The organism is Erysipelatoclostridium sp. MSK.23.31, from assembly GCF_019125875.1.
Lineage (GTDB): Bacteria > Bacillota_I > Bacilli_A > Erysipelotrichales > Coprobacillaceae > Thomasclavelia > Thomasclavelia ramosa.
The window spans coordinates 40,891-64,882 of record NZ_JAHOCB010000002.1 but is presented as its reverse complement, the minus strand read 5'-3'; the positions used below and the strand labels follow the sequence as shown (position 1 = coordinate 64,882).

Annotated in this window: 26 protein-coding genes and 1 tRNA gene; 21 read left to right on the top strand and 6 right to left on the bottom strand. The window is 31.1% G+C overall.

What is annotated here, in order from left to right; genetic code table 11:
* Window positions 1–3 precede the first annotated feature (3 nt).
* From KSU54_RS01695 to KSU54_RS01680, 4 genes are all read right to left on the bottom strand, one after another.
* Entirely contained in the window at window positions 4–2,358 is a 2,355-nt protein-coding gene (locus KSU54_RS01695; RefSeq protein WP_003536636.1) for a homocysteine S-methyltransferase family protein, read from the bottom strand.
* Window positions 2,340–2,972 (bottom strand): hypothetical protein, encoded by a 633-nt coding sequence (locus KSU54_RS01690; protein ID WP_008791467.1) that lies wholly within the window; start codon window positions 2,970–2,972, stop codon window positions 2,340–2,342. The genes KSU54_RS01695 and KSU54_RS01690 overlap by 19 nt, the downstream gene beginning before the upstream one ends.
* Window positions 2,965–3,855 carry a methylenetetrahydrofolate reductase [NAD(P)H] gene (gene metF / locus KSU54_RS01685; protein WP_003536641.1) on the bottom strand — a complete coding sequence of 297 codons (891 nt, stop codon included), beginning with the start codon at window positions 3,853–3,855 and terminating at the stop codon, window positions 2,965–2,967. Before metF ends, KSU54_RS01690 begins: the two co-directional genes overlap by 8 nt.
* Before the next feature lie 72 nt (window positions 3,856–3,927).
* Window positions 3,928–4,476, bottom strand: a complete 549-nt coding sequence (locus KSU54_RS01680) for a DUF1836 domain-containing protein (protein ID WP_117791880.1) — start codon at window positions 4,474–4,476, stop codon at window positions 3,928–3,930.
* Window positions 4,477–4,601: 125 nt separating this feature from the next.
* Between KSU54_RS01680 and trhA the strand changes: the two genes are divergently transcribed.
* The 5 genes from trhA (at window position 4,602) to KSU54_RS01655 (ending at window position 8,047) form a co-directional block, all read left to right on the top strand.
* The gene (gene trhA, locus KSU54_RS01675; protein WP_003536645.1) at window positions 4,602–5,258 is read left to right on the top strand and encodes a PAQR family membrane homeostasis protein TrhA; all 657 of its coding nucleotides are present in this window, start codon (window positions 4,602–4,604) and stop codon (window positions 5,256–5,258) included.
* Window positions 5,259–5,397: 139 nt separating this feature from the next.
* Complete coding sequence (locus KSU54_RS01670; protein WP_008791469.1) at window positions 5,398–5,766, top strand: VOC family protein; 369 nt, start codon at window positions 5,398–5,400, stop codon at window positions 5,764–5,766.
* 431 nt (window positions 5,767–6,197) lie between these two features.
* Complete coding sequence (lspA, locus tag KSU54_RS01665; RefSeq protein WP_003536649.1) at window positions 6,198–6,683, top strand: signal peptidase II; 486 nt, start codon at window positions 6,198–6,200, stop codon at window positions 6,681–6,683.
* Complete coding sequence (locus KSU54_RS01660; protein WP_003536651.1) at window positions 6,670–7,590, top strand: RluA family pseudouridine synthase; 921 nt, start codon at window positions 6,670–6,672, stop codon at window positions 7,588–7,590. The genes lspA and KSU54_RS01660 overlap by 14 nt, the downstream gene beginning before the upstream one ends.
* On the top strand, window positions 7,583–8,047 hold the full coding sequence (locus KSU54_RS01655; RefSeq protein WP_117791881.1) for a deoxycytidylate deaminase: 465 nt from the start codon (window positions 7,583–7,585) through the stop codon (window positions 8,045–8,047). Before KSU54_RS01660 ends, KSU54_RS01655 begins: the two co-directional genes overlap by 8 nt.
* A gap of 74 nt (window positions 8,048–8,121) precedes the next feature.
* Here KSU54_RS01655 and rnhC read toward each other — a convergent pair whose 3' ends face one another.
* Window positions 8,122–8,910, bottom strand: a complete 789-nt coding sequence (gene rnhC, locus KSU54_RS01650) for a ribonuclease HIII (protein ID WP_008791471.1) — start codon at window positions 8,908–8,910, stop codon at window positions 8,122–8,124.
* Window positions 8,911–9,017: 107 nt separating this feature from the next.
* Between rnhC and KSU54_RS01645 the strand changes: the two genes are divergently transcribed.
* The 13 genes from KSU54_RS01645 (at window position 9,018) to KSU54_RS01585 (ending at window position 20,763) form a co-directional block, all read left to right on the top strand.
* Window positions 9,018–9,839 (top strand): CvpA family protein, encoded by an 822-nt coding sequence (locus KSU54_RS01645; protein ID WP_003536657.1) that lies wholly within the window; start codon window positions 9,018–9,020, stop codon window positions 9,837–9,839.
* A gap of 1 nt (window position 9,840) precedes the next feature.
* Window positions 9,841–12,153, top strand: coding sequence for an endonuclease MutS2 (locus KSU54_RS01640; RefSeq protein ID WP_008791472.1), 2,313 nt, complete (start codon window positions 9,841–9,843; stop codon window positions 12,151–12,153).
* Window positions 12,153–13,925 carry an excinuclease ABC subunit UvrC gene (gene uvrC / locus KSU54_RS01635; RefSeq protein ID WP_003536660.1) on the top strand — a complete coding sequence of 591 codons (1,773 nt, stop codon included), beginning with the start codon at window positions 12,153–12,155 and terminating at the stop codon, window positions 13,923–13,925. The genes KSU54_RS01640 and uvrC overlap by 1 nt, the downstream gene beginning before the upstream one ends.
* A gap of 36 nt (window positions 13,926–13,961) precedes the next feature.
* Complete coding sequence (locus tag KSU54_RS01630; RefSeq protein WP_003536661.1) at window positions 13,962–14,165, top strand: helix-turn-helix domain-containing protein; 204 nt, start codon at window positions 13,962–13,964, stop codon at window positions 14,163–14,165.
* 62 nt (window positions 14,166–14,227) lie between these two features.
* Window positions 14,228–15,385, top strand: a complete 1,158-nt coding sequence (locus tag KSU54_RS01625) for a M15 family metallopeptidase (protein ID WP_009008991.1) — start codon at window positions 14,228–14,230, stop codon at window positions 15,383–15,385.
* 2 nt (window positions 15,386–15,387) lie between these two features.
* On the top strand, window positions 15,388–16,173 hold the full coding sequence (gene murI, locus KSU54_RS01620; RefSeq protein ID WP_003536663.1) for a glutamate racemase: 786 nt from the start codon (window positions 15,388–15,390) through the stop codon (window positions 16,171–16,173).
* A gap of 124 nt (window positions 16,174–16,297) precedes the next feature.
* The gene (locus tag KSU54_RS01615) at window positions 16,298–17,215 is read left to right on the top strand and encodes a GerMN domain-containing protein (protein WP_003536664.1); all 918 of its coding nucleotides are present in this window, start codon (window positions 16,298–16,300) and stop codon (window positions 17,213–17,215) included.
* A 46-nt stretch (window positions 17,216–17,261) separates the two neighbouring features.
* Window positions 17,262–17,729 carry a metallophosphoesterase family protein gene (locus KSU54_RS01610; RefSeq protein WP_003536665.1) on the top strand — a complete coding sequence of 156 codons (468 nt, stop codon included), beginning with the start codon at window positions 17,262–17,264 and terminating at the stop codon, window positions 17,727–17,729.
* 59 nt (window positions 17,730–17,788) lie between these two features.
* A tRNA-Arg gene (locus KSU54_RS01605) sits at window positions 17,789–17,865 on the top strand.
* A 103-nt stretch (window positions 17,866–17,968) separates the two neighbouring features.
* Window positions 17,969–18,538: a DUF305 domain-containing protein gene (locus KSU54_RS01600; RefSeq protein WP_003536666.1), complete on the top strand. Its 570-nt coding sequence runs from the start codon at window positions 17,969–17,971 to the stop codon at window positions 18,536–18,538.
* Window positions 18,539–18,572: 34 nt separating this feature from the next.
* Entirely contained in the window at window positions 18,573–19,181 is a 609-nt protein-coding gene (gene yqeK / locus KSU54_RS01595) for a bis(5'-nucleosyl)-tetraphosphatase (symmetrical) YqeK (protein WP_029480336.1), read from the top strand.
* 68 nt (window positions 19,182–19,249) lie between these two features.
* Window positions 19,250–19,681, top strand: coding sequence for a GNAT family N-acetyltransferase (locus KSU54_RS01590; RefSeq protein WP_003536668.1), 432 nt, complete (start codon window positions 19,250–19,252; stop codon window positions 19,679–19,681).
* Window positions 19,682–20,010: 329 nt separating this feature from the next.
* Window positions 20,011–20,763 carry an aminoglycoside phosphotransferase APH(3') gene (locus KSU54_RS01585; RefSeq protein WP_003536669.1) on the top strand — a complete coding sequence of 251 codons (753 nt, stop codon included), beginning with the start codon at window positions 20,011–20,013 and terminating at the stop codon, window positions 20,761–20,763.
* A gap of 51 nt (window positions 20,764–20,814) precedes the next feature.
* Here the strand turns inward: KSU54_RS01585 and KSU54_RS01580 are convergent, their stop codons facing one another.
* Entirely contained in the window at window positions 20,815–21,819 is a 1,005-nt protein-coding gene (locus KSU54_RS01580; protein ID WP_008791477.1) for a YeiH family protein, read from the bottom strand.
* Between the two features lie 109 nt (window positions 21,820–21,928).
* Here KSU54_RS01580 and KSU54_RS01575 point away from each other — a divergent pair, with 109 nt between their 5' ends.
* From KSU54_RS01575 to KSU54_RS01570, 3 genes are read left to right on the top strand one after another with little or no spacing between them, the layout of a single operon-like run.
* Window positions 21,929–22,822 (top strand): LysR family transcriptional regulator, encoded by an 894-nt coding sequence (locus tag KSU54_RS01575; RefSeq protein ID WP_008791478.1) that lies wholly within the window; start codon window positions 21,929–21,931, stop codon window positions 22,820–22,822.
* Window positions 22,823–22,846: 24 nt separating this feature from the next.
* Window positions 22,847–22,978, top strand: a complete 132-nt coding sequence (locus KSU54_RS19100) for a hypothetical protein (RefSeq protein ID WP_003536675.1) — start codon at window positions 22,847–22,849, stop codon at window positions 22,976–22,978.
* A 37-nt stretch (window positions 22,979–23,015) separates the two neighbouring features.
* On the top strand, window positions 23,016–23,939 hold the full coding sequence (locus tag KSU54_RS01570) for a hypothetical protein (RefSeq protein WP_003536677.1): 924 nt from the start codon (window positions 23,016–23,018) through the stop codon (window positions 23,937–23,939).
* Window positions 23,940–23,992: the final 53 nt, after the last annotated feature.

Here is a 23,992-nt window from a genome sequence, read left to right as displayed (position 1 = left end):
GGATTATTTTATTATCTTATTAAGTAGTTCTACTGCTTCCATAGCATCTTTAGAATAATAATCAGCATTAATTTCTTTAGCATAATCAGCAGTAAGAACAGCACCACCTACAAAAATAGGGCATATATTATCGATTTGTTTTAATAGTTCGATAGTTTTTGCCATTGAAACTACGGTGGTAGTCATTAATGCACTTAAACCGATTGCCTTAGGATGATGCTTATGGAAAGCTTCAACAACAGTTTCTGGTGGAACATCTTTACCTAAATCGATTACCTTATAGCCATAGCTCTCCAATACTACTTTAACAATATTTTTTCCAATATCATGAATATCTCCATGAACTGTTGCCATAATGATTGGTCCTTTTGTAGCAGCAGTATCTTTAAAAGTATCTTTAATTATCCCGAAAGCAATTTTTGATGTTTCAGCAGATTGAATCAATTGAGGTAAAAAGATTATATTTTTTTCATACTGTTTACCAACGGTATCTAAAGCAGGAATGAGAATATTATTAATTATTTCTAAACCAGGTGTTGTTTTCAATAATTCTTTTGTAGCATTAGTAACTTCATCTTTTAAACCATGAAGAACAATATCATTTAAAGTAAATGTTGAAGTGTCCTTTTTTGTTATGGTTTCTTGATTGGCACGACGTTCAATATATACTGCAGCATCATGATCATAGTTGTATAATACGTTAAAAGCATCGATTGTAGCCATTAATTCTTGATCCATTGGATTAATGATTGGGAGATCTAGACCAGCTGACATAGCCATAGCTAAGAAAGTTTTGTTTAATAAAGGACGATTTGGCAGTCCAAAAGAGACATTACTTACTCCTAAAACAGTATGAACACCTAATTCTTTGACCATTGCAACTGCTTTGACCGTTTCCATAACTTCTTTTTGCTGAGCAGAAACAGTTAAAACTAAACAATCAATAATAATATTTTCTTTGGTAATACCATAAGAAGCTGCCTTATTTATTATTTTTTTAGCAATCTTATAGCGGTCTTTAGCAAGAGGAGGAATACCATTTTCATCTAACGTCAATCCAATGACAACCCCGCCGTATTTTTTTACGATTGGGAAAATTGCATCCATCGTTTCATCTTTACCATTTACAGAATTAATCAAGGGTTTACCATTATAATAACGGCAAGCTTGTTCAATTGCTCCAGGAACAGAACTATCAATTTGTAGTGGTAAAGAAATTACCTCTTGAAGTAACTTGATCACATGTTTCATAGTCGCAACTTCATTAATACCGGGAAGACCAACATTAACGTCAAGAACATGGGCTCCAGCTTGATCTTGTTTGATTGCTTCTACAACTAATTCATCATATCGTTCTTCTTTTAATGCTAATTTTAATTTCTTTTTACCGGTAGGGTTTAGTCGTTCCCCACAAACTACAACATGATGCCCAAATTCAACAGTTTTCGTTCCGCTAGAAACCCGAGTGGCTCGTTTTGGGGTAATTTTCTTACGAACAGGTAAATTATTTTTTAGTGAAGCGATAAAGTCGGGTGTTGTACCACAACATCCACCGATAATTGCTACCCCATTTTTTACGTGTTTTAAGCTTTCTTGAACAAACGTTTCTTTATCCATATTGTAACAGGTTTTACCTTCAACAAGGCAAGGAAGGCCAGCATTTGGCTGGAGCAGTACAGGGATTGTAGCTGCGGCTAAGATTTGGTCAATGATGGGGGTTAATTCAATTGGTCCTAATGAACAATTTACGCCTAAAACATCAACATTTAACCCTTCTAAGACATTGACCATAGTTAAAGGATCACAGCCGGAAAGTGTTCGCAGATTATTTTCATATGTCATGGTAACAAATACAGGAAGATCACTATTTTCTTTAACAGCTAAAATTCCAGCTTTTACTTCATAAATATCAGTCATTGTTTCTAATAATACAGCATCAACTTTATCTTTAGCGATAATAACTTGTTTTTTAATAATTTCATATGCCTCATCAAAAGTTAGAGTACCCATTGGTTCAAGAAGCTGACCAATGGGACCAATATCTAAAACAATATAACTATCGTTTTGACGGTCAGCTGTCTTACGAGCAATAGTCGCATTATCAATTGCAGCATTGATTATTTCTTCATAAGAATATGGAGCCTCTGCCATTTTTAGAGGATTTGCCCCAAAAGTATTAGTCGTAATAAAATCAGCACCAGCATTTAAATAATTTAAGTGAATTGTTTGAATTAGTTTGGGGTCAGTAATATTTAAACATTCTGGAATATCACCAGCTTTAAGTCCAGCATCTTGAAGTTGCGTCCCCATCGCACCATCAAAAACCAAAATATCATTTTTTAATCTTTCTTGTAACATCTTTGTCCTCTTTTCCGATACATACAATTTTCTTTATTAACACATGAAAAGCAATGTTTAGTCAATTTTTCATCTCCAAGACCAATTAGTCCGATCATTGATTTTTGCGGTAGCAGCAGATTACTTTCTTGAACAGTCAAACCAATATGTTTGCTGCAATTTAATGCGTTAGCAAGATTTTTGTTTAATTCGAGTGGAACATTACCATATCCCGGACAAAAACGGAAGGTCCGTTTACCAAAATTTTGCTTTGCTTCATATTCATCACATTTAATTTCAATATAACTACTAGCTAAGGCATCCATCACAGTCATTTTCGTTAAATTTATTTTTGAATAATAACGTAACTGTTGATCTAGCTGTAACCCCAAAGTACAGGCAATTATAACGATTCTATCGCAACTGTCAAATAAATCAATTAAATCGGGATAGTTAATCGTTAAGTTTAATTCTTTTATAGTTAAGGGATGATGAGTTAAGGTGTATATTTGATACATGAATTTGGGTGTTACTTGTTCTAATTCTTTAAGACATTCATTTAAAAGAATTTCAGTATTAGAATCTACTTGATTATCTAAATAGCCCAAATATTTTAAAGCATTTTCTTTAATCATTTTTAAACTCAGCTAAAATATTACTAGTTCGTTTTAAAATTTCATGTACAGTCTCCGGTTTATTCATTGTATAAAGATGAATTCCATCTACTCCATTAGTGATCAAATCAATAATTTGATTTGTCGCATAGTTCATCCCAACTTCTTTCATTGCTTGAGGATTGCTTTTGAAACGCTCAATTGAGGCTGATAAATTATAAGGAATATTACAACCACTTAATTTAGCAATATTTAATAACGACTTTGAATTTGTTGCAGGCATTATTCCTGCAATAATCGGAACATTGATTCCTCTAATTCGAGCTTCTCTAACCAAACGATAATAATAGTTGTTATCAAAGAAAATTTGTGTAATTAAATATTCTGCTCCAGCATCAACCTTTTTCTTTAAAGCGATTAAATCTTCTTCCAATGACGCTGCTTCTTGGTGTACCTCGGGATAACATGCACCACTTAAACAAAAAGTATCAGGATAATTTTTACTAATAAAATCATTTAATTCACTAGCATATTTATAATAGTGCGGAGCCTTCATCGGATCGTATCCTCTTGGATAATCTCCACGTAAAGCTAAGACATTTTCAATATTGTTAGCTTTTAATGAATCTAGAACGCGAATTAACTGTTCTGGTGTCGCATCAATACAACTTAAATGTGCAACTGCTTCAATACTATATTCGTTTTTGATTTTAGATGCAATTTCTACCGTGTTTTCAGTTGTTGACCCCCCAGCCCCATATGTAACTGAAATAAAGTCAGGTTTAAGTTTTGCTAATTCATCAATTGTTTGATAGATTGAGCTTATATCCCCATCGTGATTTTTAGGGGGAAAGATTTCAAACGACAAAGTTGGTCGCCGGTGTAATAAATCAATAATTTTCATGTGTAGTCTCTCCTTAAATAAATTACGTTAATTATAAGAAAAACAAGAGGTCTAGTCAACTAAAACCCCTTGTTACTCACTTTCAATATAATAGTTATCAATGATTCCTTGAACGATATTTGTTAATTGATTAGACAATGATGATAAAGCCATGATGCTAATCAACCTTTGGTTATCATTATCAATATCTAAATTAAAATTTTCAACTGTTTTCAATACTAATGGTTTTAATTGATCGCTTTGAAACTTTTTTATTTCAATAAATTGATCATAAATATTTTCTAACGATTCATCATTAGCATAAACAGGAGCCAAAACTTGTTTTATCTCTTGAATAGTAATCGTGTTTTTCAAGTTATAAACAAGAAGCATTCCAACGATTTGCTCTTTTGTATATTTCTTTCCTTTTACTGGTTTAATTACTCCGGCTTTAGAATAATTGTTGATCATTGTTTTGGTAAGTAATTTATCATCAACAAAGCGTTTATTGTCTTGAAGATGGTCATCAAACAAAGTCATAATCTGATCCATATATAGATCTAATGATGGAATATCTTTTGTGGTTAAATCGCTTTTATTTACAACTTTATCAATTATTTCTGATAATTCTAATTGATTCATAAAATCACCTCATGGATATTTTATAATATTTGAGTTAATGTTTCAAGATATGGTTGACATATCTTATAATAATGATATCATAAATACATAATATAGTTATTAAAACTACTTAAGGAGGTTGAGATATGAGATTTTTTAAAAAAGCGATGGATCCAGTTAGTAGTGAAACGCATTTTATTGGTGCTGTTTTATCATTGGCAACACTAGTTATGATGATGATTATTGCTATTATTGAAGGGTCAGATCACTTAACTATAATTGGAATTATTGTTTTTGGACTATCGTCAATTGCCTTGTATAGTGCCAGTTGTCTTTATCACTATTATAACGCGAATGAAGATAATAAAATTAAGCTGATTTTACGAAAACTAGATCATTCGATGATTTATGTACTGATTGCTGGTACGTATACTCCTATTTGTTTGTCATATTTAGAGTATCCGCATAGTATTTATTTTTTGGCAGTAATATGGGCAATTGCTTGTGTTGGTATTATCATTAAATTATTTTGGATGAATGCACCGAGATTTATTTCTACTATTTTTTATTTATTAATGGGATGGGCACTGATTTTTGATTTACCCGCATTTAGTAAGGTTCCGCTTGGTTGCTTGGGATTAATTGCCTGTGGTGGCATTAGTTATACAATTGGGGCAATCGTCTATATTGTGAAGAAGCCAAATTGGTTTAAAACATTTGGTTTTCACGAATTGTTCCATATATTTGTAATGATTGGCTCTGCTTTTCATTTTTTGGCAGTCATCATTTATATTTTATTGTAAAGGACAAATTTAATTTGTTCTTTTTTTATAAAGTGACATCTAGTATTTACAGTGGTAGAATTAGAGTGATATAACAAGGGGATTAGGAGCAGTAAAAGTTTAAAATAATGATCATTATTTTAAAGGGAGGAGAAATGAAATGGTGAATTGTAGGATTGAATCAATGTATTTATGTGTCAATGATATGGATAGGGCAGTTAGTTTTTATGAACAGTTTTTTGAACAAAGAGTGACAAAAAAAGATGAAATATATAGTATTTTTGATATTAATGGTTTCCGTCTTGGTTTATTTGCTTATAAAAAAATGAATGAAGAACATATATTTGGCAGTAATTGTTTACCTAGTATTGAGTTTCTTAATAAAGAAGTTTTAAAAGCAAAAATCAGCTCTTATAAATTATGTTTTCCATTAACTCCAATAGGCACTAATTGGGTTGTAGAAATAATTGATTCTGAAGGTAATCATATTGAATTGACTGCGCCAATAGAAATAGTAAAAGAAAGCTAGATGAATAATTATTTCATTGAAGTGCTAAAAGTAATTGAAACCAGTATTGATAATTGTAGTAAGATGCAACCTGAATTTAGAATTGAAACAGCTCAAGTAACATTATTAAAAATATAATTCAAACTTTAGAAATTACTAAAATGTTAATAATGAAAAGAAATGTCAATGATAAATATATATAAGAAGATTTACAAGTAGCTTTGGCACCAATCACATTAATCATTATCAAGAGTAGTAAGTGGCCTATTAAGTTTCAGGAATACACGTTTTAAAAACTTAATCAAAGTCGTTAATATTGCTAAAACTGCTATCATCAATGAAACAGTAATTTTAAGCTGAGAAGTTTATTAATTTTTTACTAAATGAGCAGTGGTGCTTTTTCTTGTGGTTAGTTTTAGATTATTGTATAATGTCGGTGGGTGATAAAAATAATGAATTTAACAAAAAAAAATAAAATATTATATTTAGTTACATTGATATTAGTAGTTGGTGGTGACTTGTTTACAAAACATTTAGTATCATCATCAATGTTATTAGGACAGTCTCATGAAATCATAAATAATTTCTTTTATTTTACCTATGCTCATAACACTGGAGTTGCCTGGGGGATGTTTGCTGGTAAATTAGGGTTATTTATTGTTGTTGCTATTATTGCAGCAGTTGTGATGATCGTATTTTTTAGAAAGACAAAAAGTGAGGAAGTGTTGACACGTTTTGGTCTAGTGTTGACTTTTGGAGGAATGATTGGAAACTTAGTTGATCGAATCTTTTTAGGATATGTCCGAGATTTTATCGATGTAATTATTTTCAATTATAATTTCCCAATTTTTAATATTGCAGATATGGCAGTTGTGATTGGAGTAGCATTGATAATTGTTGAGATTGTTTTTGAGGAGTACATTCATGGAAAAAATTAATTTAATAATTGAAGAGGATAATAATTTACGGCTTGATAAAGTTATTGCGATGCAGTTACAGGAGTTATCACGGACGCAGATCCAAGATATGATCAATCAGGGATTAGTGCTGGTTAATCAAAAAAAGGAAAAAGCAAGTTATAAAACAAAATTAAATGATGAAATTGAAATCACAATTTTAGATAATGTGGATTTGGATATCGAACCGGAAGATATTTCTTTAAAAATTGTTTATGAAGATGAGGATGTAATTGTAGTTGATAAGCCAACAGGAATGATCGTTCATCCATCGGCTGGAATAATGCACGGAACATTGGTAAATGCATTATTATTTCATTGTAAAGATCTTTCAGGAATCAATGGTGTTAACCGGCCGGGAATCGTTCATCGAATTGATAAGGAAACAAGTGGTCTCTTGATGGTCGCTAAAAATGATAATGCACATCGTTTACTATCAAAACAATTAAAGGATCATACTGTTGTTCGTCGATATGTAGCATTAGTGCATGGACTTATTCCTCATGAACATGGGAAAGTCGATGCTCCAATTGGGCGTAATCCTAAAGATCGTCAAAGTATGGCAGTGACACGGACAAACAGTAAAGAAGCAGTTACTAATTTTACAGTATTAAAGCGCTATAATGCTATGAGTTTGATTGAGTGTCGATTAGAAACAGGGAGGACACATCAAATTAGAGTACATATGAGTTATATTGGCTATCCGGTTTATGGAGATCCTAAATATGGGTATCGTAAGGATGATTTTAGTCACGGACAGTTTTTACATGCAAAAAAACTTGGTTTTATTCATCCAACCACACAAAAATATATGGAATTTGAAAGCCCATTACCTGATTATTTCCAAGCTAAATTAGATGAGTTACAGGAGGAATTGAAAGATGAGTAAAGTAATTAATTGGACCCAATATTTTATGGGAATTGCTAAATTATCAGCTTTTCGTTCAAAGGATCCAAATACCCAAGTAGGTGCTTGTATTGTAAATGAAGCAAATAAAATTGTTGGGGTGGGGTATAATGGTTTACCATGGGGATGTGAAGATAATGAATTTCCATGGGAAGTGCGTGAAGGTGATTTGTATGAGACTAAATATCCTTATGTCGTTCATGCTGAATTAAATGCAATTTTAAATAGTACAGGACAATTAAAAGGTTGTCGTATTTATGTTTCATTATTTCCTTGTCACGAGTGTGTAAAGGCGATTATTCAAAGTGGTATTAGTGAAATTGTTTATGAAGATGATAAATATAAAGGGACTGACAGCGATCGTGCGGCTAAAAGGATGTTAGATGCAGCAGGTGTAAAATATACTAAAGTTGAGCCTTTTGTGATTGAAGTTAAATAAGGTTGTCGTTTTGACAACCTTTTTGTATATTTATTTTAAAAAAATGAATAATAAAAAAGGATAACCATGTTATCCTAGATCAAATCTTTAATGCGTTTAAAGTTAGTCATGTTTGTTTTGGTAACTTTATTAAGCATCTTAGCGCCATATTTGTTAGCTACTTCAATAGCAATGGCATCAACGCTATTACTATTCCCGCGCGGTAACTTCATTTTAAGACTTCGTGACATGTTACTAAAATATTGTAAATATGCATATTTTGATAAAATCATTGAACATATAATTGCTAAATATTTTTCTTCGCCTTTTTGGACAAAGGTTAGATCTTTAACAACGATCACTTCACTTTTTAAATAGTTATAATACGTTTTGGGAGAAACAAACTGATTGACTAGTTTGTTTTTAATTGGCATACTTACTTTTTGCATTACATTAGTAACAGCTTGGTTATAAAGTTTTGCCTTAATATTAGCTAGGTTATTTCCAGCTTTGGCCATTGCATTATAATGAGAGTTATCAAGGATTAATAAGCTATATATAAGACGATCTTTAATCTCTTTAGCAACCCGAACAAGTTCTTTGTTGTCCATGTCTTTAGGGTCGCGAACACCGATACTGACTAACCAGTCAAAATCGCGCTCATCTACATAACAGGCAACAACGCATAATGGTCCAAAGAAATCTCCAGATCCAGTCTCGTCACATCCAATATGACTAATATTAGTATATTTACTAGCGTCGTTTAAGGCACTGCTACTGTCGGCCATACTAGAGTCGCTAAAAGCTACAAGTTTATCGTAAGCATGCATATTAATAATGTTGATTCTTTTTGAACTATTATTTCTAACTACATTCATGTTCATTACTTGTCCTCCTAGTCCTACTAAATTAGTATATCATATTTCTAATCTTTTTGACAGTACAAATTTGTTTTGATACAATGTATATTAAAAGAAATTGAGGTGTTTTAATGAATTTTGCACTAAATTCCATGGCAATCGACACAGTTATTGTTTTTATTCTATTGCTAATGTTGATTTTTGGCTATTTTAAAGGTTTTGTATATCGAGTATATGATTTGATGGCAACAGTAGTATCGTTGCTTGCAGCACTATATGCTTCTTCACCGCTTTCAGCAATATATCAAATATATAAAGTTGAAGGGATTGGGGAAATTGTTGGTAAGACAATAAATCGATTTATTATATTTATTATTTTATTTATTGCTTTAAAAGTTATTTTATTAATTATTGGTAAATTTATTAAACCAATATTAAAAAATATAATCTATACAATTAGTATTTTTGAGCATCTTGATCATCTTTTAGGAGCGTTAGTTAGCTTAATTGAAGGAACGATCATTATTTATTTAGCTTTAATTTTTGTAATTACACCAATTATTCCAGGAGGAAAAGAGAATGTTGAGAAAACAGTTGTAGCAAGCAAAATTTTAGAGCTTGTACCTTCAGTTACTGAAGAAATGAAAGCATTATCAGACGGGTTTGATGTTTTTACTAATATTATTAATGATGGGATAAATTATGATAGTTTTGATGCCCGAAACGTTGCTGCGCTTGCTGCTTCATTGAACAGTGCTTATAAACATGGTTTAATTAATCAGGAAGACCTTGAATCAGCGTTAATAAAATATTATGATGAAATCGATCGGGTTAATGAGCCTATTTCGTTAAATCAAGATCAATATAATGAGGTTGTTGATGTATTATCAAAATTAGATTCAGCTAAATTTGATCAAACAAAAATTTTAAATAAGATAATAGTGAGTGAATAGAATGAAAAATATATATGATACATTAGAATTTAATCAAATTAAAAATAAAATCAGTACTTATTGTGTTAGTTCATTAGGGAAAACAAGGATAGCTGAGTTAATGCCGTTAAAAGATACTGATGATTTGAAGCTGGAACAAAAATATTTAGATCAAGCAATGAAACTGATTTTTAAATACGGGAAAATGCCAATCGGTCATTTTATTGATATTGAACCGTTATTATTAAAAACAACAAAAGATGGTACTTTATTCGGTGAAGATTTTGTCCAAATTGTTTATTTGTTGAATAATGTCAAAGAAGTACAAAGCTATTTGAGCGAAAAAGAATTGGTAGACAATGAGCTGTTGCAATTATGCAATGCGCTAGTTTTACCTAAACAATTATTAGCTGATATTAATCGCTGTATTGATAGTAGTGGAAATGTTTTAGATGGTGCTAGTTCGGAATTAAGACGAATTAGACGCCAAATTTTATCAATTGAATCTAATATTAGAACAAAAATTGATCAAGTAAAAGTTGCTAATAAAGATTATTTAAGTCAAGAAGCTATTTCTTCAAGAAATAATCATCTGGTTTTGCCTGTCAAAGCCGGCAATAAAAATTTAATTAAAGGAATTGTCCATGCAGTTTCATCAAGCGGACAAACAATGTTTATTGAACCTGATATAATTGTTCAAATGAATAATCAGCTAGTTCATGCTAAAGATGATGAACGACGTGAAGTAAATCGAATCTTAACCGTACTTTCGAATAATGTAAAAGACCATTATGATGTTCTACATGAAGACCAAGAACTAATGATTGATATTGATGTTATTTTCGCAAAGGCTGCTTATGGAGTCAAAATAGATGGAATAGTTCCAGAAGTGGCTGAAGACTACCAGCATTTTAGCTTGATTAGAGCGAGACATCCTTTAATTGAGCCACATGATGTTGTAGCTAATGATATAGTGTTAAATGCACCAAAGAGAATGTTATTGATTAGTGGATCGAATACAGGAGGGAAAACAGTTGTTTTAAAAACGGCTGGGTTATTAAGTGTGATGGCACTGTGTGCTATGGCTTTGCCTTGTACTAAAGCAACGGTTCCAATGTTTGATCAAATTTGTGTTGATCTCGGTGATGAACAATCAATTGAACAATCATTGTCAACTTTTTCTAGCCATATGAAAAGATTAGTTGAAATAACAAATGAAGTAACTGAAAAATCATTAGTTTTACTAGATGAAATTGGTTCTGGAACAGATCCGCGTGAAGGACAAAGTATTGCTGAAGCAATCTTAAGATATTTACATCAAATCAATCCCTTGATTGTAGCTTCAACCCATTATTCAGGCTTAAAAGAATTTGCTAAAAATGAAGATTATATTTTAGTAGCAGCAGTAGAATTTGATCAAGAACTGATGCAGCCAACTTATCGCTTGATTGAGGGCAGTGTTGGGAATTCTTATGCGATCGAAATTTCATCGCGATTAGGTCTTAATCAAGAAATTGTTGATATGGCTTATCAAATCAAAGAAGAAAGTCTGACAGATACAGATAAATTATTAGAAAAACTGCAAAATGAACTAGCTCAGGTTCAAATTGAAAAAGATCGTTTAGAAGCTTTAACAAACGAAACAGAAGTTAAGATGAATAAATATGAACGCTTAATTAGCAGTTTTGAAAAACATAAAGATGAAATGATGGAAAAGGCAAAAGCGGAAGCTAATAAACTACTTGAGGAATCGAAGCAGGAAATTGATTTAGTGGTAGAAGATTTAAAACAACAAGCTGTTTTAAAACAACATGTTGTCATTGATGCTAAGAGAAATCTTGATTTATTAAAACATGAACCAAAAAAAGTTATTAATGAAGAAGTCCATGAATATCAAGTTGGTGACGTAGTCAAAGTATTATCAGCTAATCGTCAGGGGGAAATTCTTTCAATTAATAAAAAGGGAATTTTAACTATTAATATGAGTGGATTAAAATTAAATGCAAAGCCCGAGGAAGTTAGCTTTATTTCTAAGAAAGTGAAGCCTAAAAAAGTTAAATCAAATCTAAAATCTTTGCGAAAAACAACAAATCAAAGCTATGAGTTGAATATTATAGGTAAACGTTATGAAGAAGCAATGGCAATCGTTGACAAATTTTTAGATGATGCAATTGTTAATAATTATACAATGGTTCGGATTATTCATGGAATGGGAACCGGAGTATTACGAAATGGAGTTCGTAAAATGTTAGATAAAAACAAGAATGTTGTTAGCTACCGGGATGGTGGGCCTAATGAAGGAGGACTTGGGGCAACCCTTGTATATTTTGAATAATGAATCGTCAGATGATTAAAGATAAACTTTCGCTTTTACCGTTACAGCCAGGCTGTTATTTAATGAAAGATAAAGATAATACAGTTATATATGTTGGTAAAGCGAAAAAATTAAAAAATCGTGTTTCTTCATATTTTGTTGGAGCACATAATTATAAAACAACAAAGTTAGTTCAAGAAATTGTTGATTTTGATTATATTGTTACGGATTCAGAAAAAGAGGCATTATTATTAGAGATAAATTTAATCAAAGACTATAGTCCTAAATACAATATCTCTTTTATGGACAATAAATATTATCCATATATACAATTGACTAAAGAAAAGCATCCACGTTTAAAAATTGTTCGCAATGCTCAAGATAAAAAACATAAACATTTTGGTCCGTTTCCTGATGGTACAGCGGCTCGTGAAACATTTAAATTGTTAAATCGGCTCTATCCATTGAGAAAATGTAATCATATTCCTAAAAAACCATGTTTATATTATTCCTTGAATCAATGTGTTGCACCATGTATTCAAGAGGTCAGTGATGAAGTTTATAAGGAAATGACATCAAGTATTACGAAGTTTATTCAAGGGGATACGAAAGAAATCATTAATGATTTACAAAATAAAATGATGAGTGCCAGTGAGGTACAAAATTATGAATTGGCTAAAGAATGTCGTGATTTAATCACTCATATTCAGCATGTGACAAGTAAGCAACATGTGCAATTTAATGATTTAGTTGATCGTGATATTGTAGGTTATTATAGTGACAAAGGATATTTATGCTTACAGTTATTCTTTATGCGAAATGGAAAGTTATTAGCTCGTGATTTAAATCTAGTTCCTGCACAGGATGACTATCAAGAACAAATTATCTCATTTTTAGTACAGTTTTATCAAGAAAATACTGAGCCTAAAGAGTTGCTGGTGCCCCAAGAACTAGATATTGAATTATTAAAAGAAATTGTAAATTGTAAAATTATCAAACCCCAAAAAGGAAATAAAGCAAATTTAGTAGCAATGGCAAATGAAAATGCTAAAGAACAACTAGAAAAGAAGTTTTTATTGATTCAAAAAAATGAAGCTTCTACAATTGGAGCAATCAAGCAGCTGGGAGAAATATTAAATATTCAATTGCCTCGAAGAATTGAATTATTTGACAACTCAAATATCCAGGGGGCTTATGCGGTTGCAGGGATGGTTTGTTTTAAAGATGGAACACCATCAAAAAAAGATTATCGTAAATTTAAGATCAAGACAGTTGAAGGACCGGATGATTATGCCAGTATGAAAGAGGTAATTTATCGGCGTTATTATCGTGTTTTAATGGAAGGGCTGGAAAAGCCGGATTTAATTATCGTCGATGGTGGTAAAGGGCAAATTAAAGTGGCAAAAGAAGTCATTGATGCGTTAAATCTTAATATTATGGTCTGTGGTCTGGCAAAGGATGATAGACATTCAACTTCAGTCTTGTTAGATAGTAGTGGTGAAGTGGTAGAAATAAATCGAAAAAGTGAGTTATTTTTCTTACTGACAAGAATGCAGGATGAAGTTCATCGCTATGCAATCAGTTTCCATAAAAATGTTCGTTCTAAATCTTTATTTCAATCTATTTTAGATAGTGTAGAAGGAATTGGACCAAAGCGAAGAAAAATGTTACTTAAAGAGTTTGGCAGTGTAAAACAACTAAAAGAAGCACAACTGGAACAGTTAGAACGTGTTTTACCACATGAGGTAGCATTAAATCTATTTAATGTATTAAAAGCAGACACCGAAAAGTAGTTTTCTCATATATTAGAGTATGAGGTGAACGTAAAGATGAATATAATCCTGACTCCTAGAGAAAAGGAAATTTTTAATCTTTTAATTAAGAATCAGTCAACGAGAGATATTGCTAAAACGTTAGGAATTAGTGAAAAAACAGTTCGTAATCATATTTCTAATGTGATTCAAAAATTAGGTGTCGATTCAAGGATTCAAGCAGTTTTTGAATTGATTAAATTTAAGGAATTAGAACTATAATCTAGTTCCTTTTATTATGGTTTTTTAATACTAGTTGGTATATAATGGAACAAGGTGATATTATGAAATTGAAAAGATGGCATTTATATTTAATTGTAACACTTTGTTTTACGATTGCTTTTATTTCAATAAACCGCAAGTATGATCGCTTTTATCGGGTTAATGGAATTAATAATGATAATCGCGCTTTAATAGAGATGTATTTAGATGATGAAGAACAAGATTACTTAGTGGAAAATGCGATTGCAGTCGATCAGTTTATTAAATATATAGAATTTCCGGAGTTTAAATTACAGTATTATGAATTTTATAATGCGTTAAATAGAACAAATAAATATTCAAACTATAGTGATTTGATCAATGTTGGTAATCAGCTGGCAAGTAAATTGGAAGTTTCTTTTGCTAGTAATGCACTATCAAGATGCAATACACTAATAAAAAATGATTTAGTCAATGCTTATATTAATCAAGAAGGTTTTTCTTTCGATAATATTGATTATTACCAATTGTTACGGTCACTTTATGATGAGGGTGATTATACATACATTGCAGATACTAATACTTATTTATCAATTATGAAAGAGTTTGATGGTTTAGAAGGTAAAAAATTATATGATAATGTTAAATTGCTGAGTAATAATTTTACTAAGGGTTCATTAGCATCGCTCTTTAATCATGATTTGCAGCCTAATGCCAAACGAATTTATAACCCAAGTGATTTAGCTTTGGTTGTCAATAACGAGACATATATAGGTGGTTATGAACCGAAAAATCAGGTTGAGATACGAGGAATACCTCGAGTCAAATATTCTATGTATCTTCAAGAAGATGCAAATAATAGTTTAATGGAGATGTATCGGGCACTTAATGATGAGGGATATAATGATATGGTTTTAACAGCGGCTTATATCAGCTATGATGTGGCATCTTTAGGTAGTAGCGGGATCTTACCGGGCTATAACGAATATCAGCTTGGGACCACTATAAATCTTCAAAAAAGGGAAATAAGTATTGCTGATTTTGATCAAACTGACATATATAAGTGGTTGATCAATCATTGCCATGAATATGGTTTTATACTGCGGTATCCAAGTGATAAAGTTGATGTGACAAATCATGAATATAGCTCTACAACATTTAGGTATGTAGGTAAAGAAATTGCTTCTAAATTACATGTTCAAAATTTAGCTTTAGAAGAATATAACGCAAACGAGGAGTAACTATGGAAAGAGCGATTGGGGTATTTGATTCCGGTGTAGGCGGTCTAACGGTCTTGAATTCTATCAGGACCCTGCTGCCTAATGAAAATATTATTTATATTGGTGATAATTATCATTGCCCTTATGGTGAAAAAACACGAGAACAACTATTTAGTTATGCAAGTGAAATAGTTGAGTATTTTATTAAAGAAAATGTCAAATTGATTGTCTTGGCATGTAATACTACTAGTGCTACGGTCTTAAATGAACTGCAAGCTGTTTATAAGGAAGTCTTGATCATTGGAGTGATTGATGCAACAGTGGAAGATTTTATCAGTCGCGGAGTCGATAATACTCTTGTTATAGCAACAGCAGCGACGATTAATTCTCATAAGTATCCAGATACGATTGATTGTTATCAGACTGGAATTGAGGTGTTTACGTTGCCAACACCTAAGTTAGTTCCTTTAGTGGAGGCTGGAATGGATAAAAAAGATATTTATGATGTATTGCATGAGTATTTGGATTCTTATGCAGGAAAGATTAAATCAATTATTTTAGGTTGTACGCACTATCCCATTTTAGAGAATCAAATAAAAGATATTTTACCAGATATTGAATATATTTCCAGCAGTGATGCTGTTTGTAAAAATGTTCGAGATGTTTTAATTAAAAATAATCTATTAAATCTTAATAAAAATAAATTTATTAAGATTTATACAACAGGTAGAGTTGATGAATTTTTAAAATCATCAACAGGTTTTTTTGATTATACAGATTTGGTTGTTGAACATATTATTATAAAATAGTTAGTCGTGATTTTATAATCCGACTAATTTTTTTGATGAAAGTATTTTTATTAAATAAGAAATATATAATATTTATTTGGTCTTTTAAGAGGATCACTTCATATTATTATATTGAGGTGATTGGATGAAAAGAAAACTACGTAATGGTATTATCATTTGTGCTTGTTTGATGGTATGCTTTTTCTGTATTAAACAAGATAATAATAGGAATGAAAAAAAGAATACTGCTACGATGACAGCAAATTATCAAACAGTTGTATTTAGAGACGATAAAAACACATTAGTTCCAATTGAAGTAGATTTTGGTGCTGAAGTTGAAGATGATACAAAATATCGTAATATGATTGAGGTAATGAAATCTAATGATTACGAGTATTTAGGTTTACATCCTATCTTAGATTCGAACCTGCAAGTGAATGCCATGGCAATTAATGATAAATCATTAACCTTTGATTTAAGTGATAATTTGTATGTTAACAGTAATCAGGAAGCACTTGACATTTTTGAAATGTTTTCTTATGTTTTTTGTAACGGAGATATTGAAAAAGTAAATTTAAAAATTGATGGTAATGATATTAGTACTTTACCGAATAGTACAGTACCAGCAAGCTGTATTACAAATCAGTTGGGTATCAATAATTTTGAAGCAAGCACTAATTATATTTATAAAACAACACCAGTTGTTGTTTATAATACAGAGACTATCAATAACAAAGAATATTATGTTCCTGTAACTAAACGAATTGAAACAAATGAAAATGATATTGATACAAAAGTATCAATCATGTTAAATGAAATGGATTATGATAAACCATTATCATTAGTTGATCAATGTTCGTTACAAGATGGAACACTATCAATTCATTTAGCTGCTAATATTTTAAATGATAATGAATCGATTGATAATACTTTGTATAATCGAATCGTTAAATCAGCTAGTCATTTAGAAAATGTTAAAAAAGTTTCATTATTTGTAGATAATCAAGAGATAGACCCAGTTCAAGATGTAAATGGTGAAGTAGACAACCGAATTAAAATGTAATTTAACTTTGAACCTTAATTGTGTATAATAATGTCAGGTGATAAATATGAAGAAAGTAGTAGTAATGTCCGATAGCCATGGTTATCATAAGATGATCGATGAAGTACAACGTTTAGAACCTGATGGCGATTACTATGTTCATTGTGGTGATAGTGAAGCACGTGAAGAGCAGTTAAAAGGCTGGATATGTGTTCGTGGAAACAACGATTGGATGGCTCCTTTTGATGATGAAGTTGTTTTTGAAGTTGAAGGAGTAAGATTTTTAGTTACTCATGGGCATCGTTATGGATATTATAAACGTGAAGAAGCGATGGTAGATGATTTGCTGAGACATGGTTGTGATGTATTATTATCAGGACATACCCATGTTCCTCAATGTGATGAGGTGACGGGTTTTTATTTAATTAATCCTGGTTCAACCACTTTGCCTCGTCGTGGGAGTGGAAAATCTTATTGTATTATTCTAGTTGACCAGGGAAAAATAGAAGTTAAATTTAAACAAATATTTTGTTAAAAAATGCTTGCACATCTCTTTTAGATATGCTATTATATATGAGCAGTCAAGAGAGAGAGGTCTACGTAGCTCAGCTGGATAGAGCACACGCCTTCTAAGCGTGCGGTCAGGGGTTCGAATCCCTTCGTGGACGCCATTGATTAAAAATGGCTCTAAACCAATGGTTTGGAGCTTTTTTATTTTATATAAAAGGAACATTTGATGCTCATGATGCATATAAATAAATAGGAGATGAGCAGATGGAAAATTTGTATTGTTATGAACAAAAACTTCAATCCTATTTAGATGAGTATCACTGTATTTTAAATCAAATGATTAATAAAATGACTAGTGTTGAATTGTCGTGCAGCATATCTTATAATTTTATGGTTCAAATGATCCCGCATCATCGTGCGGCAATTTTAATGTCATGTAATTTATTAAAATACACTAAGAATGAAGCTTTACAAAATATTGCTTTTAACATTATAAAAGAACAAACAAGAAGTATTGAGAATATGCGGAGAATTTTATGTGATTGTCAAAATCAGACAAATTCTCAAGAACAGTTGTATGATTATCAAAATAGGCTTGATATTATCGTAGGAACTATGTTCACAAAAATGGCTGAGCCATCATGCAGTAATGACATTGATGTAAATTTTATTAATGAAATGATTCCACATCATGAAGGTGCTATTGCAATGGCGAAAACAACTTTGGAATATCCAATTTGTTCTGAATTAAAAACAATTTTACAAGCTATTATAACGTCTCAATCAAATGGAGTAAGGCAATTAAAAACAGTTTTAGAAGATATAACTTGTTAATTAATATTGGCTATTAAATGGAAAGGTAACTATGATGGATTTAAATTACATTCAAACTCCACTAAGGAATCAAACTATTGAAGAACAAATAAAAGATTTTTATTTGCTTAATAATAAAGAAAGAACATATCAGCATGTTCTTGGAGTGGCTATGGCAGCAGAAAAATTAGCTTTGCAATATCAAGAAGATATTAGAGCTTGTATTGTAGCAGCTTTATTACATGATATTAGTGCTGTTATTACTCCCCAAGATATGATGAAAATTGCTAATGAATTACAATGGCAATTAGATAGTGCAGAAAAGATATATCCATTTTTATTGCATCAAAAAATATCTGCTTTAATAGCTTATGAGTATTTTCAAATTAGGAATTTATCAATTTTAAAGGCAATCGAATCACATACAACACTAAGATCTAATCCTAGTAAATTAGATATGATTATTTTTATTGCTGATAAACTAGCTTGGGATCAGCCTGGGGAACCACCGTTTAAAAAGAATATTGAAATGGCATTAAATGATTCTTTAGAAGCAGCTTGTTATCAGTATATAAAATATCAGTTTGACCACGATCTATTATTATTTCCTCATTGTTGGATCATTGAGGCATACCGATGGTTAGAAAAGTCACATTGTAAATAACATGTGGCCTTTTTGTTTGCTTAAAATTTTAAGGGGGTTTAAACTGTAGGAAGAAGGGAGATTATTAAATGTTAATACGTAAAATAGAGGAAGTTGATTATCAGGACGTGTATCAATTAGTTAAATATGAATTAGGATACCAAAACTTGGAATTTAATAAATTTTGTTGGCGACTTGATCAAATGCTTCAAGATACAAACTATCAAATTTATGTTGCAATTATCGATTACAGAGTAGTAGGGATAATTGGATTGATGTTAGGTTGGGGGTTAGAAATTGAAGGGAAAATTATGAGAATTATTGCGTTGGCAGTAGAACATAGATATCAAGGGCAAAAAATTGGAAGTTCTTTAATTGCATATAGTGAACAATACGCCCTGAGCAAACAGGTAAGTGCCATCACAGTCAATAGCGGACTTGAACGTCGTCGAGCACATGAATTTTATAAGAAAAATGATTATTATAAAAAAGGTTATAGCTTTATTAAGAAATGTGAATAAGTTGTGAATAAAGTACTAATTGTTCTTGAATTTCACCTTTGACAAAGGAATACAATATTGATGAGGTTTTAGAATTGCTTGATATTAAAAATAAAAAAACTGCTTTTATTAGTGAATTATCAGGCAGACCGCATCATTACAATTGAAGATGGAATCATCATTGATGACATTAAAAGTAAATAAAAGCGTAATAATAGATTTTAGAGTTAACGTTATGAGTAGAGGGATTCAACTAATGACGTTACTCTATTTTTATTAATTGAAACAATTAATAACCTTGATATAATAATAAAAAAAGATGATTTTTAAAAGAGGCAGGTGATCTTTATATGGATATTAAGAGTTTGCTAGAGTTATTTAGAAAATCTCCCGAACTATTTTTAGATACAAGTGGGAGATCTGGTGCCAAAACCTACTGCTATCAAGATTATTATTTAAAAATTGGAAAAAAACATGAATTAGAGGCAGAGTATCGGGCATTAATATATTTTAGTAAGTATAATTACAGTCAAGCGGCGCTAGAATATAGCAGTAGTGAGCGAGATTATTTATTAACTAAGAGAATGTCAGGTATGTGCAGCTGTGCCCCAAAACTAATTTCTAATCCAGAGATATTAGCAGTAACTTTGGGAAAGCTGTTAAGAAAGTTCCATGATACAAAATTTACTGAAGCTATATCTATAAATCATAATGAAGAAATATTAAAACGTGTATTTTTAAATTATCAACAAGCCAACTTAGATGAGCAAATGACACAAGGTATTGGCTGCTTAGAACTTGACGAGGTGTTTAGTTATATTAATGCTAAAAAGGATATTTTAGTTGAAGATACAGTTATTCATGGTGATTATTGTTTGCCAAATATTTTTTTAGACCAAGATTATCGTTTTTGCGGTTTTTTGGATATGGGACGTGCGGGAGTAGGTGATCGCCATTATGATTTGTTTTGGGGAAGATGGTCACTTGCTTATAATCTAGGTAATGATAAATATGGTGATTTATTTTATGAAGCATATGGAAATGAAGTAATTGATCCAGAGCGTTTGAAATTAATCGCATATATTGCTTGTCTAGATGGATAAGGGTAAATAACTTGGCGTTTTAAAAATAAAAAATGACGAATATTCGTCATTTTAAAATAAACCTAATAGTGCTTGCATTGATAAACAAACCACAGTAATAGCCACCCAACAGCAAAATCCCATGAAAATTGGTTTGGCACCGCTTTTTACAAGTTTAACAATATTTGTATTTAATCCGATAGCTGCCATTGCCATAACAATAAAAAATTTGCTAAGATCTTTAATTGGTGCGGTAATATTACCAGGCAGGTTGAAGACTGTTGTAATAACAGAAGCTAGGATAAAGAATAAGATAAAGAAAGGAAAAATTTTCTTGAGATTAAAAGTACTTTCACTTTTTTCAGCATCGCGAGTACGTTTAAAAGCTAATACTAAGGTAATTGGAATAATTGCTAGTGTTCTTGTTAATTTAACAATCGTTGCTTGATCTAGGGTATTACTTCCATGAATACCATCCCATGCAGTTGCAGTGGCGGTAACAGAGGATGTATCATTGACTGCACTTCCAGCAAAAAGTCCAAAACCATCATTTGATAATCCTAGCATACCGCCCAAAGTTGGGAAAATTAAGGCGGCAAGAATATTGAATAAAAAGATTACTGATATAGCTTGAGCGATTTCTTCATCGTCAGCTTCGATAACTGGTGCGGTTGCAGCGATTGCAGAACCACCACAAATTGATGAACCAACCCCGATCAGTGTTGAAATCTTTGATGGCATTTTTAATACTTTGCATAGTACATAGGCTACGACTAGAGAAGTTGCAATCGTTGAGATAATTATTGGTAAAGATGAACTTCCTGTTTTTACAATATCGCTTAAATTCATACCAAATCCTAATAATATAACGGCGTATTGTAAGATTTTTTTAGAAGTATATGTGATCCCACTTTGAACTTTGCTTTTATCTTTAACTAAGAATGTAATGATCATTCCCATTAAAATGGCAAATACGGGACCGCCAATCAATGGCAGTTGTTTACCGAGATAGTATGCTGGCATTGCAATAGCTAGACATAGAATAACTCCTAAAGCATTATTTTTTATTTTTGACATTTCTAATCCCCCTTTGTCGAAGTTATTATACATAAATCAAACAATAAATAAAAATTATATATATTTATATAACGATAATAATATGTTATAGTTATAATGAGGTGATTTAATGTTAGATTTTCGGATCGATACTTTTTTGGCGGTATGCAAATATATGAATTTTACTAAAGCAAGTCAGTATTTAAATATTACTCAGCCAGCTGTTTCGGGTCATATTCGTTATTTAGAGGAATATTATGATGTTAAGTTATTTATGTATATTGGTAAAAAGATGCAATTAACTAAAGCAGGAAAAATTTTGCTTGATGTAGCTACAACATTAAAGCATGATGATATTTTTTTGAAAAATAAATTAAATAATTTGTCATTGAAACAAGAGCTGGTTTTTGGAGCAACACTTACAGTAGGGGAATATGTGATGCCTAAAGTGATTGATCAATTGTTAAATGAAAATCAAAACACAATGATTAAGATGCAGGTTGCAAATACAAGTGAGTTATTAAAGATGATCAATGAAGGACAACTTGATTTTGCTTTAGTTGAAGGATACTTTAATAAATTAGAGTATGATTATCGAAAATTTTGTCAAGATGAATATATATGTGTTGGTTCAATTGATTTTCCATTGTCAATAGTCCATGATATTAGTGAATTATTTAAGTATAATCTAATTATTCGTGAAAATGGCTCAGGTTCACGAGAAATTATTGAACGATGGTTAAAAGAGCGGAATTTAGATATTGATGATTTTAGTAATATTATTGAAATTGGTAATATTAATATGATCAAACGTCTTGTTAAAAATAATCATGGAATAACTTTTATCTATAAATTAGCTGTTGAAAAAGAATTAGCTGAAAGAAGATTGAAGCAAGTCAAAGTAAATGCTTTAACAATAAAACATGATATTAATTTTATCTGGCGTAAAAATAGTGTTTTTAATGACTACTACGAAGAATTATTTGAGGTGTTTCGATTGCAAAATGATAAAGTATTGCTATAATTACGTTTGTAAGGAGTGATGATTATGCCTTTGACAGATGATGATTTTTTAAAGGATAGTAAGTTAGAACTTTATAATGAAGTGATTGAAAGTCTCCAAGAACAAGAAGAAACTACAGATGTCTTGGATTATGAATTTGATTTAGAAGAAGAATAGTGATGTATCCTCGATACATCATTTTTAAGGAGAAAATATGATTGAAGAATATATAGCTAATAATCAATTTCAAGATGCACTTGATCTATTGAATGATATGGATGACGAAATGACGCGGTATCAGCGTCTTGTTTGTCTTTATGGTTTAGGTGAATATCAAATGGCTAAAGCTGAAGGAATGTTAGCAAAAGCGAAAGCAAGTAATACCTATTATGATGTTGTAAGTATTTATGTGGCTACTTTAAAGGAACTAGAGGAGTTTGAAGAAGCAATCAATATCATGGTAGAAGAATTATCAATGCCATATATTCCGTATGAATATGAAGCAATCTTTAATGCTGCTCATGATGAACTGCTGTTAGCTAAACGTGAAGCAAACGAGGGAATGGAACGGCATAATAATGCTTTTAGTTTGGATGATATGGAAAATATTTTGATGAAAGATTTGCCTAATGAGGATTTATTGTATATGGCAATTGAACAAATGGAAGGAATTAATATTCGGCGCCTATTACCAGCTATTCGTAATTTTTTGAAAGATGAAAATAAGCCTAGCTTCGCTAAGAGTTTACTCATTGAATTGATGATTGATCAAGAAATAGATGAAGAAATGACCTTGGTAAAAAAGGGGATTGAATATGGAATTAATCCAAGTTATGCTCCATTAGTTTTGAATCAAGAAGTTGGTGGAACGATCTTAAATCTTTTATCTGAAGGAATTGAAGATGATAATCCTTCGTTATATTCATTGTGTGAGCAGTTTCTAAATTTCTATCTATATTTAGTTTATCCTAAATATATCGATGATTATGATTATCGTCCAATTGCTGCAGCAATTCATTATCATATTGCGTCGATGCAGTATATTGACATTGAATTAGATGATATCGAGTACCTTTATAATTGTGATAAAGAAGAAATTTTAGAAAAATTAAATGAAATTAAAGAAATTGAATATTAAAGTACTGAAATTGCAAGATTAATTGTTCAAAAAAGTTGAATTAATAGTATTGT

What these genes read in the sequence shown, in the direction of transcription:
- KSU54_RS01695 (WP_003536636.1), bottom strand. Translation starts at nt 2,358, where the DNA reads ATGTTACAAGAAAGATTAAAAAATGATATTTTGGTTTTTGATGGTGCG.
- KSU54_RS01690 (WP_008791467.1), bottom strand. Translation starts at nt 2,972, where the DNA reads ATGATTAAAGAAAATGCTTTAAAATATTTGGGCTATTTAGATAATCAA.
- metF (WP_003536641.1), bottom strand. Translation starts at nt 3,855, where the DNA reads ATGAAAATTATTGATTTATTACACCGGCGACCAACTTTGTCGTTTGAA.
- KSU54_RS01680 (WP_117791880.1), bottom strand. Translation starts at nt 4,476, where the DNA reads ATGAATCAATTAGAATTATCAGAAATAATTGATAAAGTTGTAAATAAA.
- trhA (WP_003536645.1), top strand. Translation starts at nt 4,602, where the DNA reads ATGAGATTTTTTAAAAAAGCGATGGATCCAGTTAGTAGTGAAACGCAT.
- KSU54_RS01670 (WP_008791469.1), top strand. Translation starts at nt 5,398, where the DNA reads ATGGTGAATTGTAGGATTGAATCAATGTATTTATGTGTCAATGATATG.
- lspA (WP_003536649.1), top strand. Translation starts at nt 6,198, where the DNA reads ATGAATTTAACAAAAAAAAATAAAATATTATATTTAGTTACATTGATA.
- KSU54_RS01660 (WP_003536651.1), top strand. Translation starts at nt 6,670, where the DNA reads ATGGAAAAAATTAATTTAATAATTGAAGAGGATAATAATTTACGGCTT.
- KSU54_RS01655 (WP_117791881.1), top strand. Translation starts at nt 7,583, where the DNA reads ATGAGTAAAGTAATTAATTGGACCCAATATTTTATGGGAATTGCTAAA.
- rnhC (WP_008791471.1), bottom strand. Translation starts at nt 8,910, where the DNA reads ATGAACATGAATGTAGTTAGAAATAATAGTTCAAAAAGAATCAACATT.
- KSU54_RS01645 (WP_003536657.1), top strand. Translation starts at nt 9,018, where the DNA reads ATGAATTTTGCACTAAATTCCATGGCAATCGACACAGTTATTGTTTTT.
- KSU54_RS01640 (WP_008791472.1), top strand. Translation starts at nt 9,841, where the DNA reads ATGAAAAATATATATGATACATTAGAATTTAATCAAATTAAAAATAAA.
- uvrC (WP_003536660.1), top strand. Translation starts at nt 12,153, where the DNA reads ATGAATCGTCAGATGATTAAAGATAAACTTTCGCTTTTACCGTTACAG.
- KSU54_RS01630 (WP_003536661.1), top strand. Translation starts at nt 13,962, where the DNA reads ATGAATATAATCCTGACTCCTAGAGAAAAGGAAATTTTTAATCTTTTA.
- KSU54_RS01625 (WP_009008991.1), top strand. Translation starts at nt 14,228, where the DNA reads ATGAAATTGAAAAGATGGCATTTATATTTAATTGTAACACTTTGTTTT.
- murI (WP_003536663.1), top strand. Translation starts at nt 15,388, where the DNA reads ATGGAAAGAGCGATTGGGGTATTTGATTCCGGTGTAGGCGGTCTAACG.
- KSU54_RS01615 (WP_003536664.1), top strand. Translation starts at nt 16,298, where the DNA reads ATGAAAAGAAAACTACGTAATGGTATTATCATTTGTGCTTGTTTGATG.
- KSU54_RS01610 (WP_003536665.1), top strand. Translation starts at nt 17,262, where the DNA reads ATGAAGAAAGTAGTAGTAATGTCCGATAGCCATGGTTATCATAAGATG.
- KSU54_RS01600 (WP_003536666.1), top strand. Translation starts at nt 17,969, where the DNA reads ATGGAAAATTTGTATTGTTATGAACAAAAACTTCAATCCTATTTAGAT.
- yqeK (WP_029480336.1), top strand. Translation starts at nt 18,573, where the DNA reads ATGGATTTAAATTACATTCAAACTCCACTAAGGAATCAAACTATTGAA.
- KSU54_RS01590 (WP_003536668.1), top strand. Translation starts at nt 19,250, where the DNA reads ATGTTAATACGTAAAATAGAGGAAGTTGATTATCAGGACGTGTATCAA.
- KSU54_RS01585 (WP_003536669.1), top strand. Translation starts at nt 20,011, where the DNA reads ATGGATATTAAGAGTTTGCTAGAGTTATTTAGAAAATCTCCCGAACTA.
- KSU54_RS01580 (WP_008791477.1), bottom strand. Translation starts at nt 21,819, where the DNA reads ATGTCAAAAATAAAAAATAATGCTTTAGGAGTTATTCTATGTCTAGCT.
- KSU54_RS01575 (WP_008791478.1), top strand. Translation starts at nt 21,929, where the DNA reads ATGTTAGATTTTCGGATCGATACTTTTTTGGCGGTATGCAAATATATG.
- KSU54_RS19100 (WP_003536675.1), top strand. Translation starts at nt 22,847, where the DNA reads ATGCCTTTGACAGATGATGATTTTTTAAAGGATAGTAAGTTAGAACTT.
- KSU54_RS01570 (WP_003536677.1), top strand. Translation starts at nt 23,016, where the DNA reads ATGATTGAAGAATATATAGCTAATAATCAATTTCAAGATGCACTTGAT.